Annotated in this window: 16 protein-coding genes and 2 tRNA genes; 9 read left to right on the forward strand and 9 right to left on the reverse strand. The window is 41.5% G+C overall.

Annotated features, from left to right (window positions below; translation table 11 throughout):
• Positions 1-55 precede the first annotated feature (55 nt).
• On the forward strand, positions 56-457 hold the full coding sequence (locus F0145_RS00960) for a hypothetical protein (RefSeq protein ID WP_150086191.1): 402 nt from the start codon (positions 56-58) through the stop codon (positions 455-457).
• Between the two features lie 111 nt (positions 458-568).
• Positions 569-961 (forward strand): hypothetical protein, encoded by a 393-nt coding sequence (locus tag F0145_RS00965; protein WP_150086192.1) that lies wholly within the window; start codon positions 569-571, stop codon positions 959-961.
• Positions 962-1185: 224 nt separating this feature from the next.
• Here F0145_RS00965 and mfd read toward each other — a convergent pair whose 3' ends face one another.
• On the reverse strand, positions 1186-4545 hold the full coding sequence (mfd, locus tag F0145_RS00970; protein ID WP_150086193.1) for a transcription-repair coupling factor: 3360 nt from the start codon (positions 4543-4545) through the stop codon (positions 1186-1188).
• Positions 4546-4721: 176 nt separating this feature from the next.
• On the opposite strand from mfd, the gene F0145_RS00975 reads away from it, so the two are divergent.
• From F0145_RS00975 to F0145_RS00990, 4 genes are all read left to right on the forward strand, one after another.
• On the forward strand, positions 4722-5330 hold the full coding sequence (locus tag F0145_RS00975; protein ID WP_150086194.1) for a hypothetical protein: 609 nt from the start codon (positions 4722-4724) through the stop codon (positions 5328-5330).
• Between the two features lie 2 nt (positions 5331-5332).
• The gene (locus tag F0145_RS00980) at positions 5333-5803 is read left to right on the forward strand and encodes a DUF4174 domain-containing protein (protein WP_150086195.1); all 471 of its coding nucleotides are present in this window, start codon (positions 5333-5335) and stop codon (positions 5801-5803) included.
• 451 nt (positions 5804-6254) lie between these two features.
• Entirely contained in the window at positions 6255-6746 is a 492-nt protein-coding gene (locus tag F0145_RS00985; protein WP_150086196.1) for a YajQ family cyclic di-GMP-binding protein, read from the forward strand.
• A 101-nt stretch (positions 6747-6847) separates the two neighbouring features.
• Complete coding sequence (locus F0145_RS00990) at positions 6848-7624, forward strand: TerC family protein (protein WP_150086197.1); 777 nt, start codon at positions 6848-6850, stop codon at positions 7622-7624.
• A gap of 889 nt (positions 7625-8513) precedes the next feature.
• Here F0145_RS00990 and F0145_RS00995 read toward each other — a convergent pair.
• The gene (locus F0145_RS00995; RefSeq protein ID WP_150086198.1) at positions 8514-9047 is read right to left on the reverse strand and encodes an RNA methyltransferase; all 534 of its coding nucleotides are present in this window, start codon (positions 9045-9047) and stop codon (positions 8514-8516) included.
• A gap of 209 nt (positions 9048-9256) precedes the next feature.
• On the opposite strand from F0145_RS00995, the gene mutS reads away from it, so the two are divergent.
• The 3 genes from mutS (at position 9257) to F0145_RS01010 (ending at position 12435) form a co-directional block, all read left to right on the forward strand.
• The gene (gene mutS, locus F0145_RS01000; RefSeq protein WP_150086812.1) at positions 9257-11839 is read left to right on the forward strand and encodes a DNA mismatch repair protein MutS; all 2583 of its coding nucleotides are present in this window, start codon (positions 9257-9259) and stop codon (positions 11837-11839) included.
• A 366-nt stretch (positions 11840-12205) separates the two neighbouring features.
• A tRNA-Gly gene (locus F0145_RS01005) sits at positions 12206-12281 on the forward strand.
• Positions 12282-12351: 70 nt separating this feature from the next.
• Positions 12352-12435 (forward strand) — tRNA-Leu (locus tag F0145_RS01010).
• Positions 12436-12733: 298 nt separating this feature from the next.
• On the opposite strand, the gene F0145_RS01015 is transcribed toward F0145_RS01010, so the two are convergent.
• The 7 genes from F0145_RS01015 to F0145_RS01045 all read right to left on the reverse strand — a co-directional run bounded on the left by F0145_RS01015 (position 12734) and on the right by F0145_RS01045 (position 17157).
• A complete protein-coding gene (locus F0145_RS01015) occupies positions 12734-13309 on the reverse strand; it encodes a hypothetical protein (RefSeq protein ID WP_150086199.1) in 576 nt (191 codons plus the stop codon).
• Positions 13310-13316: 7 nt separating this feature from the next.
• Complete coding sequence (locus tag F0145_RS01020) at positions 13317-13724, reverse strand: protein-export chaperone SecB (RefSeq protein WP_150086200.1); 408 nt, start codon at positions 13722-13724, stop codon at positions 13317-13319.
• Positions 13717-13968 carry a hypothetical protein gene (locus F0145_RS01025; RefSeq protein WP_150086201.1) on the reverse strand — a complete coding sequence of 84 codons (252 nt, stop codon included), beginning with the start codon at positions 13966-13968 and terminating at the stop codon, positions 13717-13719. The genes F0145_RS01020 and F0145_RS01025 overlap by 8 nt, the downstream gene beginning before the upstream one ends.
• A gap of 390 nt (positions 13969-14358) precedes the next feature.
• Positions 14359-14706 (reverse strand): hypothetical protein, encoded by a 348-nt coding sequence (locus F0145_RS01030; protein WP_150086202.1) that lies wholly within the window; start codon positions 14704-14706, stop codon positions 14359-14361.
• Positions 14706-15929: a protein rep gene (locus F0145_RS01035; RefSeq protein ID WP_150086203.1), complete on the reverse strand. Its 1224-nt coding sequence runs from the start codon at positions 15927-15929 to the stop codon at positions 14706-14708. The genes F0145_RS01030 and F0145_RS01035 overlap by 1 nt, the downstream gene beginning before the upstream one ends.
• Positions 15930-15933: 4 nt before the next feature.
• Positions 15934-16236, reverse strand: a complete 303-nt coding sequence (locus F0145_RS01040) for a helix-turn-helix domain-containing protein (protein WP_150086204.1) — start codon at positions 16234-16236, stop codon at positions 15934-15936.
• Between the two features lie 78 nt (positions 16237-16314).
• Positions 16315-17157 carry a hypothetical protein gene (locus F0145_RS01045; RefSeq protein WP_150086205.1) on the reverse strand — a complete coding sequence of 281 codons (843 nt, stop codon included), beginning with the start codon at positions 17155-17157 and terminating at the stop codon, positions 16315-16317.

The following is a 17157-nucleotide window of genomic DNA, read 5'->3' on the forward strand; positions in this document are numbered from 1 at the left end:
TTTAGAATATAATTTTTCTTTTCAGGCAAGCACTTTTGAAGCAAGCATTAAAACAATGGAACAGCTTATTTTCGCAGAAAATCATATTCAGGTATATTATAACCCGCAGGAAGAATGGCTTTATGTAAAGTGGTTGGGTTTACAAACCAATACCTCGGTAATGGCCGGTTTTGAAAAAGTACTGGAATATTTAAAGGCACACCAGTGCACAAAAGTGCTGAATAATAGCTTGCTGATGGACGGCATCTGGTCGGCGGCGGCTCGTTGGGTGGCAAATAACTGGTTTCCGCGGCTGCACGCAGCTGGCCCAATCTGGTTTGTCTGGATTTACGCACCGGATGGGCTAAGCCAATTATCCATAACTAAAACCTTAAGTTTAATGGCACCCGAAAATATTAAATTTATTAAAATTTTTCACGAGCTGCCAAGTGCTCAACAATGGCTCCGGACGATTTAAATATTTAACCGTTGCTGGGTTCGGCAACGGTTGGTGGTGATATACCCAATATTTGCGAAAAGTACGTAACGTGCTTGCGTTATTTACGTATGCTGAACAAACCTATTTAGCATGCCAGTAGTTTTATTTAGTGACTCTTATATACAAATTAGTTACGACGCGGAGGGAGATTGGATTTACGCTAATTGGATAGGTTTCCAGACGGTAAAATCTGTAAAAGAAGGCTGCGAAAAAATATTGCAGGCCCTCCTGGATGAATCCTGCACAAAAGTTCTGAACGATAACACGCAAGTCGAAGGCATTTGGTCGGGAGCTGCTACCTGGGTGGGCGCCGAGTGGTTTCCGCGCCTGAGCGAAGCCGGTCTTAAATGCTTTGCCTGGGTGTACTCGCCCAGTGTTTTCAGCCAATTATCAACCGATAAAGCCCTGAATCATACCAAAGAAAGCTTTGTGCGGGTTTTCTATACCATCGAAGATGCCAAAAACTGGCTACGTTCCAGCTAGTTGTACCCCTATCAAATAAGAACTGCATTTAAGTGTACATTATTGGTCATCCTGAGCCTGTCGAAGGATCTATAACAGCATTATCTAAATCAGCTATTTCAGCAAGCGTAACATAACTATAATAATGTAAGCGCATTAACCAATAAATATTCGTATTGGTTTGTAGCAATAATATTTAAGCAAAGTAAATTCTGGTAACTGCCACGAGCAGCTACTAGAAAAAATTAATGCAGAATAGCCTCAAAAATAGCTTTGGCTTTATCTACTGAGTCTACATTTTCGAATATTACCTGCAGCTTGTCTTTAGATTCTTTCAGGCGCGAGGTGCGCGAATGCTGCTGCACGTATTTTAATATTTTACCAAAGGTTTCGCCCTGAAAATACCGGTCGTTGTTTTCTGCCGGCAAATAGCCCCGCATAATTTCTTTTTTAATCGAAAGTTTCTCGAAACCTAACTTCTGGGCTTCCCAGCGGAGTTTTACAATATCAATCAATTGCACCACTTCCGGTGGCAAAGGACCAAACCGGTCGGTAATGCTGTTCTGAATTTTATCTAAACTTTCTTTGTCTTTTACGCTGTCGAGTTTGCTGTAGAGGTTTAAACGTTCCGAAATATTGCTCACGTAATTGTCCGGAATTAATATTTCCATATCGGTTTCGATGCTGCACTCGCGTACCTGGTCTACCAAATATTTCAGGTCCGGTCCTTTCAGGAATAAATTTCTAAATTCAGTTTCCTTCAGCTCTTTCACGGCATCGTCTAATATTTGGTGGTACATTTCAAAACCGAGGTCGTTAATAAAACCGCTTTGCTCGCCACCTAATAAATTACCGGCTCCCCGTATATCCAAATCCCGCATCGCTACTTTAAAACCATCGCCCAAATCAGAAAATTCTTCTAAAGTACTCAGGCGCTTGCGGGCATCCGAAGGCAAACCCGATACCGGCGGCGTCAGCAAAATACAATAAGCTTTTTTATTCGAGCGGCCCACGCGTCCGCGCATCTGGTGCAAATCGCTCAGGCCAAACATGTGTGCCCGGTTAATAATAATGGTATTGGCATTCGGAATATCCAAACCCGATTCAATAATATTGGTAGATACCAGCACATCAAACTCGCCTTCCACAAATTTCATCATGCGCTTTTCCAGCTTTTCGCCGTCCATTTGGCCGTGGGCGTAAGTAACGCGGGCATCCGGTACCAACTTCAAAATCAGGTTAGCCATTTCCTCAATGTCGCTTACCCGGTTGTGCACAAAAAATACCTGGCCGCCGCGTTTCAGTTCCTGCATCAGGGCATCCCGGATAATACTCTGGTCGAAAACGTGCAGTTCGGTTTGTACCGGCTGGCGGTTAGGTGGCGGCGTGGCAATCACCGATAAATCGCGGGCGCCCATCATGGAGAAGTGCAGCGTACGTGGTATGGGCGTGGCGGTAAGCGTCAGCGAATCGACGTTGACGCGCATTTCTTTCAGGCGCTCTTTGGTTTTTACGCCAAATTTCTGCTCCTCATCAATTATCATCAGGCCCAAGTCTTTAAACTTCACGTCTTTGCTTACGATGCGGTGCGTGCCAATTAAAATATCGGTTTTACCTTCGGCTACGCGCTTCAGGGTTTCTTTAATATCCTTGGCCGTTTTAAAGCGATTGATAAACTCCACGTTTACCGGGAATTTTTCGAGGCGGTCGCGGAAGGTTTTGTAGTGCTGCATGGCCAGAATGGTAGTAGGTACCAGCACAGCTACCTGTTTGCCGTCGCAGGCAGCTTTAAAGGCGGCCCGAATGGCTACTTCGGTTTTGCCAAAGCCCACATCGCCGCACACCAAACGGTCCATGGGGTGCGGTTGCTCCATATCGGCTTTTACGTCTTCGGTGGCTTTGCCCTGGTCGGGGGTATCTTCGTAAATAAACGACGATTCCAGTTCGGCCTGTAAAAAACCGTCGCGGGTGTAAGCGTAGCCGGGGGCACTCTTGCGTTTGGCGTAGAGTTTAATCAGCTCTTCGGCAATATCTTTAACCTTTTTCTTAACCCGCGATTTCTTGTTCTCCCACTCCGGCGAACCCAGTTTGCTCATAGTGGGCGGGGTACCTTCTTTGCCGGTATATTTACTTATTTTGTGCAGGGCATGTATACTCACGTACAGCAAATCATCGTCGCGGTACACTAGCCGGATGGCTTCCTGCATGCGACCGCCCACATCTACTTTTTCGAGGCCGGCAAAGCGGCCAATGCCGTAATCAACGTGGGTTACGTAATCGCCGGGGTGCAGCGCCCGCAGTTCTTTTAAAGTTAAGGCCTTACTCTTCGAGAACTTTTCTTTGGTTTTGTATTTATAATAACGCTCAAATAACTGGTGGTCGGTGTAAAGCGCAATTTTGGCGTTTTCGTCAATAAATCCTTCGCGCAACGAAATACCCAAATGCTGGAATTTAACATCGTGGTCCAGCTCATCGAAAATAGTGGTAAGGCGATCGATCTGGCGCGGCGAATCGGCGGCAATAATATTTACTAAGTTGTGCGATTGATTTTCGTGCAGGTTGCTCACCAGCAGCCCAAAATCTTTGTTGAAAGAAGGCTGCGGCTTTACTTCAAACTGAATATGTTCGCTGCTTTTAAAGTGAAAGCGCTTGCCAAACTCAACCGTTACAAAATTATCAAGTTGTTTTTTAAAGGTTTTCGAGCTATCGAATAAATCTTCGGGTTTAGAAACTACTTGGGTGCCGCCGTTGGTGAGCATTAAATATTCGAAAGCCTGCACCGCTTTATCAAAAGATTCGTCAATTACATCAAAAGCTTGCCGCGCATCTTTAAACCAGATTTTAGTATTGGCCGGAATAAATTCCAAAAACGGTTCGCGGGTTTCCTGCAGCAGTTTGGTTTGTACGTTGGGCACAATCGAAACCTGCGTTTTGGTTTCCACGGAAAGCTGCGTGTGCGGGTTAAACGACCGGATACTTTCTATTTCGTCGCCGAATAATTCGATGCGGTAGGGGAGATCGTTGGCATAAGAAAAAATATCGACAATACCGCCCCGAATAGCAAACTGACCGGGCTCGTACACAAAATCGGTGCGTTCAAAGTCGTACTCTGTTAGCACTTCGTTCAGAAAATTGGTGTCGAGTTTTTCGCCTACTTTAGCCCCAAAAGTATTGGCAACGAGCGATTTTTTATTGATAACTTTCTCGGTGAGCGCTTCCGGATAGGTTACAATCACCATGCCTTTGCCGGTTTTATTGTTCAGCAAATTCAGCACTTCGGCCCGCATCAAAATATTGGCGTTCTCAGTTTCGTCGAAAGAATAAGGCCGCTTGTACGACGACGGAAACAAAAGCGTATCTTTTTCGCCGTCGAATAAATTTTGTAAATCCGAGTGGAAATAGGCGGCTTCTTCTTTGTCGTGGAGAATAATCAGGTGGTGGGCTTCGTCGAGCAGGCCGGCGGTGGCCGCCGTTAAAACGGCATCGAGGCTGCCCACTAAACCTTTTAGTTGGATATGAAAAGGAGGAGCAGATTTTAACCGTTCGGCCACCGTATTTACCAGGGCATCGCGGTGGTAAAGCTCCAGGAAATCTTTAATTTTCAAGGGTATTGGGATTCGCTAAATAAAATGCAAAGATAAAGCTTTTTGTGCTTTACTAGTTACTTTACCAAAGGGTTATGGGGTAAAATCATTATCGGGTATATTACGTACTAAAGAGCGGTATATTCTTTAAATTAATTTATGTAAAAACTTTTACTAACTGGGGCAGCCCCAACCCGATGAAACAATTAGTGCTATCGGCGGATAAGCAAAGTCTTAAATCTGCTATTAACCTGAAGCTTGCTTTGTTCCTGAAGGCTTTTACGTCGGCTCTTTTCCTGACCGGAATGCTGGTTTTGGTAGGCTTGCTGTTAAAATTTACGCACCTGCCCGGCGAACAAGTAGTGTTTGTAGTAGCCATGAGTTTTTTAACTTTTTTGTTTTTGCTGCAAACCGGAATATCTTTTGTATTTGTGTTTGCGCACGCCAAGCTGGCCTTTTTGGGGGCGTTTAGCAGTTTAAGTTATGCACTCTCGTGCATAACTTTAGTATTTGTTTACGAAAACTGGTGGGGTACCTATTTAATGGTGTTACTAACGGGGCCGTTGCTGTTTATTTCTTTTCTTATTTTAATTGCTTATTTTTTATCGGGCGAACACCGGCACACCACGCACCGCAAGTTTTTGTATATTAATATTTTGTTGCCTTACCTGTTTATTTTTCTTTTGTGGCTGGCTTTTATAATTCGGCACGAAGTTCGCGAGAACAGAGATAGGCGGGTTGTCTGGAATTTCTCAGCAAGAATTTTTGGTTACCCGGAAAAACTTACCCGTTATTTTAATTTGTAACTGTGAAAAAACTAAGGTTTATTGTTGGGGCTGTTTTAATATTTTTTTTAGGGTTACCAACGGCAAAAGTGCAAGCACAAACCAACCCGCTGATGCAATCGTTTGCGGCACCCGCTAAAGCGCAGAAGCGGATAGTACTGGTTTTTGCGGCCACTGCGGCCGATGCCCGCTGGCAACGGCAACAGGTACTGTTGCAACAAGCGCATCAGGAATTACAAGAACGCGATTTAGTGGTGGTGGGCGTACTGGGCAACCAGGTAAATGCCGGCCAGGGCAGAATGGGCAAACTGCCGCCCCCCGAATCTTTACGTGAGCAATACAAAATTAAACCCGATGAATTTACGGTAGTGTTGGTAGGCAAAGACGGCACCGAAAAATACCGCGCTCCGGAAGTAATTAAACCCGGCACTATTTTCCACATTATAGATGCCATGCCTATGCGGCAACAGGAAATGCGTCGGCAAGGGCCTTAAAAATATTTAACTATCCTAAATTTTCCCGCATTTGGTAATGCTGAATTTTGCCGAACAATTAGTAGGTTTCAGCCAATATTGTGTAGCCACACTTTGGTAAAAGTATTATCGTCTGGGGCTGTTTCGCGGCCAGAGTGCCCGTAATATGCTAATATTTCCTAAAGTCGCTTTCAGTAGCAGGGGCAATTATTTTCATAGCTGCATATAAATATACGTTGGCTAAACAATTTGCCTGCTTCTGTGCCGGGTAAAAGACTAACAAAAAATTGTTTCTAATTCTGGCCAAGTCCTTTCAATCCACACCTTATCCTTCCGGGAGTCTTTATCTTAAAACCCGTATATTTTTGTTTGCCCACCAACCCGCCGAAATTTTGTATCTCTAAAATATTAACTTTATACCGCATTGCACGTGTATACATTTCTAATAAACTAAATTATTAAATTAAGTTATATGGCCTCTTTTGATATTATAAGTAAAGTAGACCCGCAAACGCTGGAAAATGCCATTAATACGGTAAAGAAAGAAATTCAGAACCGTTACGATTTTAAGGATACCAAAGGCGGTGTGGAACTGGATAAGAAAACCAATATTATTCATGTTTCTTCCGAAAACTCCATGCGGGTGGGGCAAATAGAAGATATTATCTTAAGCAAAATGGTAAAACAGGGGCTCGATGCCACGGCTCTGGATTTTTCGGAAGCCGAATATCCGTCAGGTCCTATGATTAAAAAAGATATTAAAGTAAAGGCCGGCATTGATAAAGAAAGCTCTAAGAAAATAGTAAAGCTGATTAAAGACAGCAAACTAAAAGTGCAGGCCGCCATCATGGACGACCAGGTGCGGGTTACCGGCAAAAAAATAGATGACCTGCAGGATGTAATCGCGCTGCTCCGGCGGTCCGATTTGGGGCTGCCGCTGCAATACGTAAACATGAAATCCTAGCATGAAGGCTGCAGATTGATTTGTTTTTATATTGAAAGTTTAAAATAGTAGCGTTCCCATTAATAAATTTTATTTATATAATTTTTCTGTAACCCCAAACAATGATAGAAGCTTTTAATAGCATAGACTGGACCAGCCTGGATCTTTGGATTAGTTTACTAACCCTGACCTTCATGGAAATAGTGCTGGGCATTGATAACATAATATTTATTTCCATTGTAGCGGGTAAATTGCCGGCTTCGGAACAAGGACGGGCTCGTACCATCGGGTTAATGCTGGCGCTGGTTTTCCGCATTTTGCTGCTCCTTTCTATTTCCTGGATTGTAAGCCTGAAAGATCCTTTGTTTTCGGTGGTGCTGCCCTGGAACGGCGAAGATTTTGGCGTAACCGGCCGCGATTTGATTTTACTAGCTGGTGGTTTGTTTTTAATTGCCAAAAGTACTACCGAGATTCACCATAAACTGGAAGGCGAAGAAGAGCAGGCAGGCGCTATAAAGGCTCCACAAAGCTTGGTAAAGGTTATTATTCAAATCATACTCGTTGATATTGTATTTTCCTTCGACTCCATTTTAACAGCAGTAGGCTTAGTAGATAATGTAATTATTATGATTATCGCGGTTATTATCTCGATGGGTATTATGCTGGCCTTTGCCAAATACATTGCCGATTTCGTGAACAAGCACCCGACTATTAAAATGCTGGCGCTATCGTTCCTGATTATGATTGGCTTTATGCTGGTGCTGGAATCGTTGCATACGCACGTACCAAAAGGTTATATTTATTTCGCGATGTTCTTCTCGTTGCTGGTAGAAATGCTGAATATGCGTTTGCGTAAGAAAAGCGAGCCTGTAAAGTTGCGCGATTCAACTTTGGATTAATATTCGGTTGGCTAGAAAAGAAGTAAATGATGATAAGGAAAACGCCGGCTTAATTTAAGCCGGCGTTTTTGTTTTGGAATAATATGCATTTGCTTATCTTTTGAAAGATTCCATCTTACAATGGTCTGGTGCTAACTGGCAGCATCTTCCTAAGTTCGCTCCCGGCCGCGGGCCCCGTTTGGGCACTCGGGCTGTTATGTCTTCCTTTCCTCCTGCGTCGGAATGCTGCGCACCGGAATCCCAGAAGAGCATCTTCCAAAAGGCCCTCGCTACCCAAACTGCTGTTAGTTGCCAGTAGCTACTGCCTTTCTATGTTGCTATGCGTAGAGTTAGCGCAGCGCTCTACGCATTTTACGGAAAGCCAATCTCTGATTGGCGTATTGAATAAAACCAACTTATTACTATAAACTGCTACTGAAGTTAACCAAGTCTTTGCAGCAGATGCAAAAGTTCTTCCAATTAAAAGGTTTGTTATTTTGCCTTATTTAGAAGCGGCATTATTGGCTTAGTATCTATTTAGTAGTAGCTGAAGCTGAATACGCCAATCAGAGATTGGCTGTCCGTAAGATGCGTAGAGCGCTGCGCCAACTCTACGCATAACAAGGTGAAAATTGGTAATTCAAAACGGCAGTAGCTACGCAGCAAACTACAGCAGTTTGGACAGCGAGGGCCTTCTAAGGTTGTGGTGCTTTAGCATTCCGACGAAGGAGGAAAACAAGCTTAGACAGCCCGAGTGGCCAAACGGGGCCGGCCGGCCGGGAGGCTACTTAGACTTCTAACTACAGTTAGCAACCCAGCATTGAAAGATGGAATCTTTCAAAAGATAAAGCTATTTAATTGAAAGATTTAGGGAAATTGCCTTCTTAATCGATTCAGGAAGCTGCAAAAGCTACTTCAACTCTGTTTTATACAAATAATCCCAAACCACTACCCCAACCGTTACCGAAATATTCAGCGAGTGCTTCGTCCCAAATTGCGGAATCTCCACCACGGTGTCTACCAAGGGCATTACTTCATCACCCACGCCAAATACTTCATTCCCGAAAATAAAAGCGTATTTGGCCTCCGGGTCCGGTATAAAGTCCTGCAAAAGGGTAGTGTTTTCGGCTTGTTCCAGCGCAATTAAGGTATAACCGTCGGCTTTTAGTTTTTTCGCCAATTCGGCGGTATCGGTTACATGTTCCCAGTTCACCGATTCGGTCGCGCCTAGAGCGGTTTTATTAATTTCTTTGTTGGGCGGTGTGCCGGTAATGCCGCAGAGATATATTTTCTCAACCCGAAAGGCATCGCCGGTCCGGAAGGCCGAACCTACGTTGTGCAGGCTGCGCACATTATCCAGCACCAGCACCACCGGCAGCTTGGGTAATTCTTTAAATTCTTCCACCGATACCCGGTTCAGTTCTTCCATTTTAAGCTTGCGCATGGTTCTGGTGTTTAAGCGTGTTCTCTAAAAAATACGGTAAGGGGCTGCAAAATTATACAGATTGGCTGTATCTTGCCTGTATTATTTTGGAAAAGGGACGATTAGTGGAAATAACCAGAGAAGAACAGGATATACTGGATTTGCCTACCAGCAAGAAAGGCAAAGCGGTTAAAACCGGCAACGACACCGAAGTTAGTGTAACGCCGCTGATGAAGCAGTACAACGCCATTAAGGCCAAACATCCGGGTGCGTTGCTCCTTTTTCGGGTCGGCGATTTTTACGAAACTTTTGGCGAAGACGCGGTGAAAGCGGCCAAAATATTAGATATTGTTTTAACCAAACGGGGCAACGGCACGGCCTCCGAAGTAGCTTTGGCGGGTTTTCCGCACCATTCCCTCGATACGTATTTGCCCAAACTCGTCCGGGCCGGACTGCGCGTAGCTATCTGCGATCAGCTCGAAGACCCCAAAATGGTAAAGGGCATTGTGAAGCGGGGCGTAACCGAACTGGTAACGCCGGGTGTGTCTTTTAACGACCAGGTACTCGAAAAGAAAAGCAATAATTACCTGGCGGCCCTGCACCTGGGCAAAGAACAGACCGGTATTTCTTTCCTGGATATTTCGACCGGCGAGTTTATTACGGCCCAGGGCGACCAGGAATATATCCGGAAACTACTCCAGAATTTTAACCCAGCTGAGGTGCTTTTTTGCAAGCGCAAAAAGGAAGAATTTCAGCTTTCGTTTGGCCAGGATTACTGCCATTATGCCTTAGATGAATGGGTATTTGGCTACGACTTTGCCTACGAATCGCTAACCCGGCAGTTTGGTACTACCTCGCTCAAAGGTTTTGGTATTGAGGGCATGCAAGAGGCCATTATTGCCGCCGGCTGCATTTTGCACTACCTCGCCGAAACCCAGCACCACGAGATAAGTCATATTAAAACCATTTCGCGCCTGGAAGAAGACCGCTACGTGTGGCTCGATAAATTTACGGTGCGCAACCTGGAACTGGTATTTCCGCAGCACGCCGAAGGCGTACCGCTCATTAATATTCTGGACCAGACGGTAACCCCAATGGGCGCCCGCTTGCTCAAAAAATGGGTGCTGCTGCCCCTAAAAGAAGTTAGCCAGATTCAGCGCCGCCTGAACACCGTAGAAGCTTTAATCCAAAACGCCGAACTGCTGCACGACATTGTGCACTACCTGAAGCAGATAAACGACCTGGAACGATTGATATCCAAAGTAGCGGTAAAACGGATTAATCCCCGCGAACTGCTGCAACTCAGCCGGGCCCTGGAAGCCATGCTGCCCATTAAAGAGCTAATGGCCTACAGCAATATTCCGGCGCTTCAAAAATTAGCCGACCAGCTAACCTCCTGCGAAAGCATCCGGGAAGAAATAAAAACCAAGGTAAAGCCCGATGCGCCCATGCTTACCAACCTGGGCAATATTATTAATCCGGGTATTCACGCGGAACTGGACGAGCTGCGGAAAATTGCTTTTTCAGGTAAAGATTATTTGTTGCAACTACAGCAGCGCGAAGCTAAAAACACGGGTATATCGTCGCTGAAAATTGCTTATAACAAGGTGTTTGGTTATTACCTGGAGGTTACCCACGCCCACAAAGATAAAGTACCCACCACCTGGATTCGGAAGCAAACCCTCGTAAACGCTGAGCGCTACATTACCGAAGAACTTAAAACCTACGAGGAAAAAATATTAAACGCCGAAGACCGCATCTACACCATCGAGCAGCAATTATTTAATGAGTTGGTGCTGTCGGTGGGCGATTACGTGGTGCAGATTCAGCAGAACGCCAAGGTGTTGGGCATGATTGACTGTTTAGCCTCTTTTGCTACTACGGCTACCCAGTTTAATTACGTTAAACCGGCGGTAAACGACAGTAAGGCGCTGAATATCAAAAAAGGCCGGCACCCGGTTATCGAGCGCCAACTGCCCTTAGGCGAAAGCTACATTCCGAACGATATTTTCTTGGATACCGACGAGCAGCAACTGATGGTGATAACGGGTCCGAATATGGCCGGTAAAAGTGCCTTGCTGCGCCAGACGGCCTTAATTGTGCTCATGGCCCAGATTGGTTCGTTTGTGCCCGCCGAAGCTGCCGAAATTGGCATTATCGATAAAATATTCACCCGGGTAGGCGCTTCGGATAATTTAGCGCGGGGCGAAAGTACGTTTATGGTGGAAATGACCGAAACGGCCAGCATCCTGAATAATTTATCCGATAGAAGTTTGGTGCTGATGGACGAGATTGGCCGGGGCACGAGTACTTACGATGGTATTTCCATTGCCTGGGCCATTGTGGAGCACCTGCACAACCACCCGAAAGCGCGGGCCAAAACCTTATTCGCCACCCACTACCACGAGCTAAACCAACTGGCCGACGATTTGCCGCGGGTGCGTAACTTTAATGTATCAGTAAAAGAAGCCGGGGACAAAATATTGTTTATGCGTAAATTGGTACCCGGCGGCAGCGAACACAGCTTCGGGATACACGTGGCGCAATTGGCGGGTATGCCCAACAACGTGGTAATCCGGGCGAACGAAATTATGCACCACTTGGAGCAGGATAAAATCCGCGAAGGCGATAAAAAATCGTTGCAGCAGGTGCCCAAACAAAAGTTTCAACTAAACATGTTCGAGCTGAACGATCCGCTGATGATTAAAATACGGGACTTGTTCGATAAGCTGGATATTAACACCATTACGCCCGTAGAAGCCCTGCTGAAGCTAAATGAGTTGAAAATGCTGGCAAACGAGGCTAAGAAATAGGGGTATTTTGGTGGCAGGATTGAGGTTACGTAAATATTTAAAAGCAGAGGTTAAAGTAACCCACTACTGTCATTCAGGAGGAACCTATTTAGTAGGCAGCCAAATAGGTTCCTCCTGAATGACAAGTGTGAACTCCTTAGACGTATAATTTATCTGGTTCTAAGGAGATATTACGTAACGATAGTTTATACAAAAGCTTGGGGGGAGAACTTGGTAAGCTAGGAGAGAAGGATAAAAAATATTTCCTTGAAACTCAGGAAGAAAGGAAAAAGATAAAAAATTTTTGCTGCTAGTACTTGACAATAAACAGAAGTTGCGTACATTTGCATCATCAAAACACATCAACATGTGTGGAGATAACAAAACGCGAAAGTAGCTCAGTTGGTAGAGCGCGACCTTGCCAAGGTCGAGGTCGCGGGTTCGAACCCCGTCTTTCGCTCCACTAAAGAGAAAAGACGTTGCACCCGCAACGTCTTTTCTTTATCTAAAATACTGAAGGCGCCAGCCTTCATGCCGGGGTGGTGAAACTGGTAGACACGCAAGACTTAAAATCTTGTTTCCATTAGGAAGTGCGGGTTCAAGTCCCGCCCCTGGTACTTAAAGCCCTTGTAAGTCGCTGATTTGCAAGGGTTTTTGCTTTTTTAGGTGTCAGATTTGGTGTCAAAATTATTGATGCATTTTAATTATTTTGTATTGATGGATGATAATAGACTTATATGGCCGAAGGTTTGAAATTCATTATGGCTTTATAAGTGGTTCTAAGTTACAATTAAAAGGATTATTAGAATGACTAGCTGTACAATGCCCTAACGTTCATTTTTTTAGCTATTATTTGCTCTTTTATTTCTGCTGTAGCTTTATGATGTTTTTTTCCTGATAGAAGTCAGAAAAATTTCAAACTAAATAATCGTCTGAATATTTTGGGGGATATTTAATTTTATAACCTCTTAGATTCAAACTTGTTTTGGAGTAAAAACAAATTTGAATAGCAGGTGTAAAATCTAAGTAAGCAGGTTTACCATTTTCAAAAGGTAATGTAAATGAAAATTTGGAATGGAAATTTTTACTTCTAAAGCCCAAAGCTCTTGTAGCTGAATACTTAAATGTTTTTACATCTTCTTTTAAATATTGAATAATTCGTCCTACAGTTGTTTTGCTATTAGCTAATCCTTTTTGTTTTAAGAATTCATATGTATCATGAAATAATTTCAAATGTTCTGTATTACCAACTAAATCACAACAGTCAGAGTCATTAAAATCACAAATAGCTTCACAAATAATATAACCGTTAGAATAATTCCTGATTTCTTGGCCCCACCAATGGGCATTCTCAATAAAAGAATCCCAGAAGTAGTACCCATGACCTAACCATGTATTTGGCCATTTACAAGGATATGGACCATTTAACTCTAACTTGCCTAAATCAGTATCTCTGTCTTCTAAAGTTTGATATACAATTACTCTTCTCAAAACCAATCTATTTTTGAATTGTATTCCTTCTTAAACCTTCTTCTAAATTGGTCAAATTAAGAGTAGGTAAAATAATCCCTGGTACGTTTGCCTGTGTAGTTACTAAACTAATATAAGCACGGACATAAGGAAATAAAATTGCTATACAGTTACGATAGAAAAAGTCTGGAATTTCATCCAAAGTGGAAACATTTTCAAATTTAAAAATGCCTTTACATTGTACCTCTACGAATGGATTATCACTTTCCTTATCCGACACCTTAACAAGAAATGTTAATTCAAAAGCTGCATCAGATTTATAAAAAAGACCGCTTGTATCAAATGATAAAGACAATTCTTTGTTCTTATGGTTTGATAAGTCAATCTTAACTTTATCAAATTGATAGTTTATAATTGAAAAGGCTGCTTTAAGCATATAAATTAGAATTTAATGTTAAAAAAAAACCCGAAGAAAACTTCGGGCTATAGTCTGTGATATTGGTCATTTCCTCAATGACTGGGTCTTCAGAAAAGACATAATACTGTTGCGAATGTTGCAAGAATTCTTCAACAGTTGGTCCAACATTATCAAAATCAGCGCTTTTTGACCAATCTTCTAATATTTTTTCTTCAGGCGTTGCCTCAAAATATTTCTTTAATTCTTCAAAAAAATTGCTCATTTTTAGGTGCTTTAAAGTGCAAAGATAAAAGTATTTTTAATTATTTAAATTTTTTAAAGTTATATATTATTAATATAGTTTTTAAAATATTACCTCCGAGTAAGAGATTTTAGGTAATTTACGTTATTTACCTTTTTTCGTTTTTATAATAATCGTTCTTAGGATATCAGCTAATTAGCAGGTAAACGGAACATGTTCTGGTCACCTGCACCATATTAGAAGTGCTCCAAATCACTTATGGGTTATTTTGCGCTGCTTAAAATTCTACTTACACAATATATGTATATTTAGAACAATTCCACATTTTTAAATAATAATAAAGAGGTGTTGTACTAATATCGCTACTTAAGTGTCTAATTATCATAACTTTAATAGTTTTAATAATAAATTTTATGCTTCTTCTTGAAGGGAATACTTTTTCTCATACTTAATATGTTCAAGGCAGATAAAAGCCATTTTGGTCTTATCGGACATTCTCCCTTTTACCTTTATTGTTTTTAACTCTTTAAGTCCTTCTTCAAGTTTAGAGCCAAAAACCAAAAGTGAGAGCATTTCAGTAAGTTTACCTGCTGCAAATACATTTTTTTCAACTATTCTGTAAATACCTATATAGTTCTCTTCCCTGTAGACCGCTAAAGATTTTAATACTGTAAACCTGATAGAATCTTGAACAATGGTAAAAAGAAGGTTGGAAGGGTTATAAACAAGGTTATTTTTATAGACAAATATCGAATCCATTATTTTAAAGCTCCTTGTTTCCTTAAATCTTCTTCGCTTGGTTGATAGTCCGAAAGGGTATCTCCCGTAGAAATATTTACCCAGTTAGAGTATTCTTTTATCCATTCGTATTCCATTTCATCTATCCAAGCCTCTGTTTTATCATCTCCTTTATTTTCAGGAGCTGCAACTTCTTGGTGAGCAATAAACCCAAAAGGCTGAAACGCTCTACGGTTAGTAAGATTCTGAAAAATTATATCCAATGCTGCCGGAGATATAAATTTATCTTTCGAAGAATTGGAAGTAAGCTTAGTAAAGTATTTAAAAAGCTCCTTAACCGATTTTTCGTCAGCAGGCTTAAAGTCTTGAAATTGTGGGTCAGCGGTTAAGCCTTTCCTGAACTCTTTAAATTCTGGTAACTGTATAAAGTTACTTTTAGAGCTACCACCTTTCAATTTCTCTTGCAGGGAGAAAATAAGCCTAGCTAAAGTCTTCTTACAAACCCCTTCATTAAATTTATAAATCCATTTTTCTATAACTTTTTCGGCTGATAAGGCACTTTCTAGAATAAAATGGAAATGCGGGTGATAGGTGTCTTCTGTTCTGTTGTAGGTAATTTCAAGTTTTCGGATACCTACCAGATTTCGGTCTGCTTTCCTTTCTGAATCTTTTATTTCGGTAAAGTAAGTATGCATCTTATCTAAGGTGTCCCTTAAATTTCCGGCTGTACAGTTTTTAACCGTAAGGGTGAGAAATACTTTTTCCTCCCAAGATTCTAAGGTTAAGTTATACTTTTGTATAAGTTGGGCCGTCCGGATACGGTTGCAGATTAAGCACCACCTATTTTTACAGAACTTAGATTTAGCTTCGGGGCCCCTTACAACAACCCTATGAGAACAATGATAGGTATCCCAGTACTTTTCTTTTAAAGAAGATTTTAGGTTAGCAAGAGAAATAGCAATATTGTTGTTAAAGAATTTGGCTCTTGCACGCTTGGTTAATTTCTCTCGGTCATATTCGCAGCTCCTGTCAAACTCTAAAGAATCTAAACTTAATTCCGAAGTTATTTCTAATTTATCAAGGGAAGGCTTTTTAGGGTATGGGTTAGGAGTAGCTACCTGTTTACATTTTTCCTGATTCTTAGAACCAAAAGAAGTTTTAGGGGTTGAGCCTTCAACCTTAACCGGGTTGATATTCTGGTTAGGAGAACAGAACTCTTTAGGTGTTTTTTTATCGTTTTTCATTTTGTTACCTCCTTGCCGCTTTTAAAAGTTGTGGATTTTGGGAGGTAACCAGTTTAAGTTCTGATTTAAGAAAATAAACTCTTCTGGTGTTGGGCAATTGGTGATAAGGGATTAAGCCCTTTTTCTTCCAATCAATTAGAGTTGCTTCGCTTATACCAAGCCGGGAAGCAGCTTCTTTTTGGGTAATCTTGTCATTAGAGATTTCTTTCTCTGGTTGTGTTAAAGATAGGCTAGTTTCAGCTATACAATCCTTGATTATTTGCTTAAAGTCCTTTAGCCTTAAAGGGATTAGAATCATTTGTTCCATTGACTAATTGTTTAAATTTTAGTCAAAGGTGATGTGAGTTAAAGCGATTTAGTAGAAGGGTAAGAGATTTGGTAAGTGTTATTTGCGTTTAAAGTGCTGATGGTCAATTATATTATTTTTGCTAAGTTTTTCTTTAAGGGAAGCATATTGTAAAGCGCTACTTCTTTGCATTTGAACATATTGAAGTACAAAGTCAACTATTTGCTCATGCGTAGCTATGATATTTTTTGTTTCTTTTAACTGACCTAATAGTTGGGGAAAGCTTCCTTTTGCGCCCAGCCATTTTAAACTGAAATCTTCTTTATATAATGGAATAGAATATCCTTTATTTGTATAGAAGTCAAAATTAGAGTATACAAAATCTTCAACGTTTTCTACTTCAATTTTTCCTCTGGCCTTTAAGTAATTAAATCCTTGAATTAAATATTCGGGAGAAGCTGAATATAACAACCTTTTTCTAGGTTTTAAACCTGTTAATAAATCGATAAATATTAAACTTTCATTAAAGCCTGGTTTCTTTTTTAAATAGAAATTATCCAGGAAATAAGGATGGGTTCTATTTAGGATTTTTTCTAAGAATTTAATCATTAAATGATTAAACCTTTCCTGGTTTTTGTTTTCTTCCCTGCCATAAGCAGTATAGAGTACTAGTTTTCTAATAAATTCATTAGCAGATTTAAGATGCTCTATTTCACCTTGAATAACATCATCTACAGTTCTTTGCGTTTTTTCAAACGGGTCAGGAAGAAAACTTTGGAAATGAGACGTAAAAACCTGAAAGAAAGTATATTCAATAAATTTTATCCAATTATCAATTATCTCTTCATGTACATTATTCGATTTTCCTTTAAGCACTTTTAAATTGAATACTAATCTAGAATTGTGAAGTATATCTTCGGCTATATTTGCACGACTATACAT

This window comes from Adhaeribacter rhizoryzae (assembly GCF_008629685.1).
Lineage (GTDB): Bacteria > Bacteroidota > Bacteroidia > Cytophagales > Hymenobacteraceae > Adhaeribacter > Adhaeribacter rhizoryzae.

What these genes read in the sequence shown, in the direction of transcription:
- F0145_RS00960 (WP_150086191.1), top strand. Translation starts at nt 56, where the DNA reads ATGGAACAGCTTATTTTCGCAGAAAATCATATTCAGGTATATTATAAC.
- F0145_RS00975 (WP_150086194.1), top strand. Translation starts at nt 4,722, where the DNA reads ATGAAACAATTAGTGCTATCGGCGGATAAGCAAAGTCTTAAATCTGCT.
- F0145_RS00995 (WP_150086198.1), bottom strand. Translation starts at nt 9,047, where the DNA reads ATGCGCAAGCTTAAAATGGAAGAACTGAACCGGGTATCGGTGGAAGAA.
- F0145_RS00985 (WP_150086196.1), top strand. Translation starts at nt 6,255, where the DNA reads ATGGCCTCTTTTGATATTATAAGTAAAGTAGACCCGCAAACGCTGGAA.
- F0145_RS01040 (WP_150086204.1), bottom strand. Translation starts at nt 16,236, where the DNA reads ATGGAACAAATGATTCTAATCCCTTTAAGGCTAAAGGACTTTAAGCAA.
- F0145_RS01020 (WP_150086200.1), bottom strand. Translation starts at nt 13,724, where the DNA reads ATGCTTAAAGCAGCCTTTTCAATTATAAACTATCAATTTGATAAAGTT.
- F0145_RS00965 (WP_150086192.1), top strand. Translation starts at nt 569, where the DNA reads ATGCCAGTAGTTTTATTTAGTGACTCTTATATACAAATTAGTTACGAC.
- F0145_RS01025 (WP_150086201.1), bottom strand. Translation starts at nt 13,968, where the DNA reads ATGAGCAATTTTTTTGAAGAATTAAAGAAATATTTTGAGGCAACGCCT.
- F0145_RS01035 (WP_150086203.1), bottom strand. Translation starts at nt 15,929, where the DNA reads ATGAAAAACGATAAAAAAACACCTAAAGAGTTCTGTTCTCCTAACCAG.
- F0145_RS01030 (WP_150086202.1), bottom strand. Translation starts at nt 14,706, where the DNA reads ATGGATTCGATATTTGTCTATAAAAATAACCTTGTTTATAACCCTTCC.
- F0145_RS00990 (WP_150086197.1), top strand. Translation starts at nt 6,848, where the DNA reads ATGATAGAAGCTTTTAATAGCATAGACTGGACCAGCCTGGATCTTTGG.
- F0145_RS01045 (WP_150086205.1), bottom strand. Translation starts at nt 17,157, where the DNA reads ATGTATAGTCGTGCAAATATAGCCGAAGATATACTTCACAATTCTAGA.
- mutS (WP_150086812.1), top strand. Translation starts at nt 9,257, where the DNA reads ATGAAGCAGTACAACGCCATTAAGGCCAAACATCCGGGTGCGTTGCTC.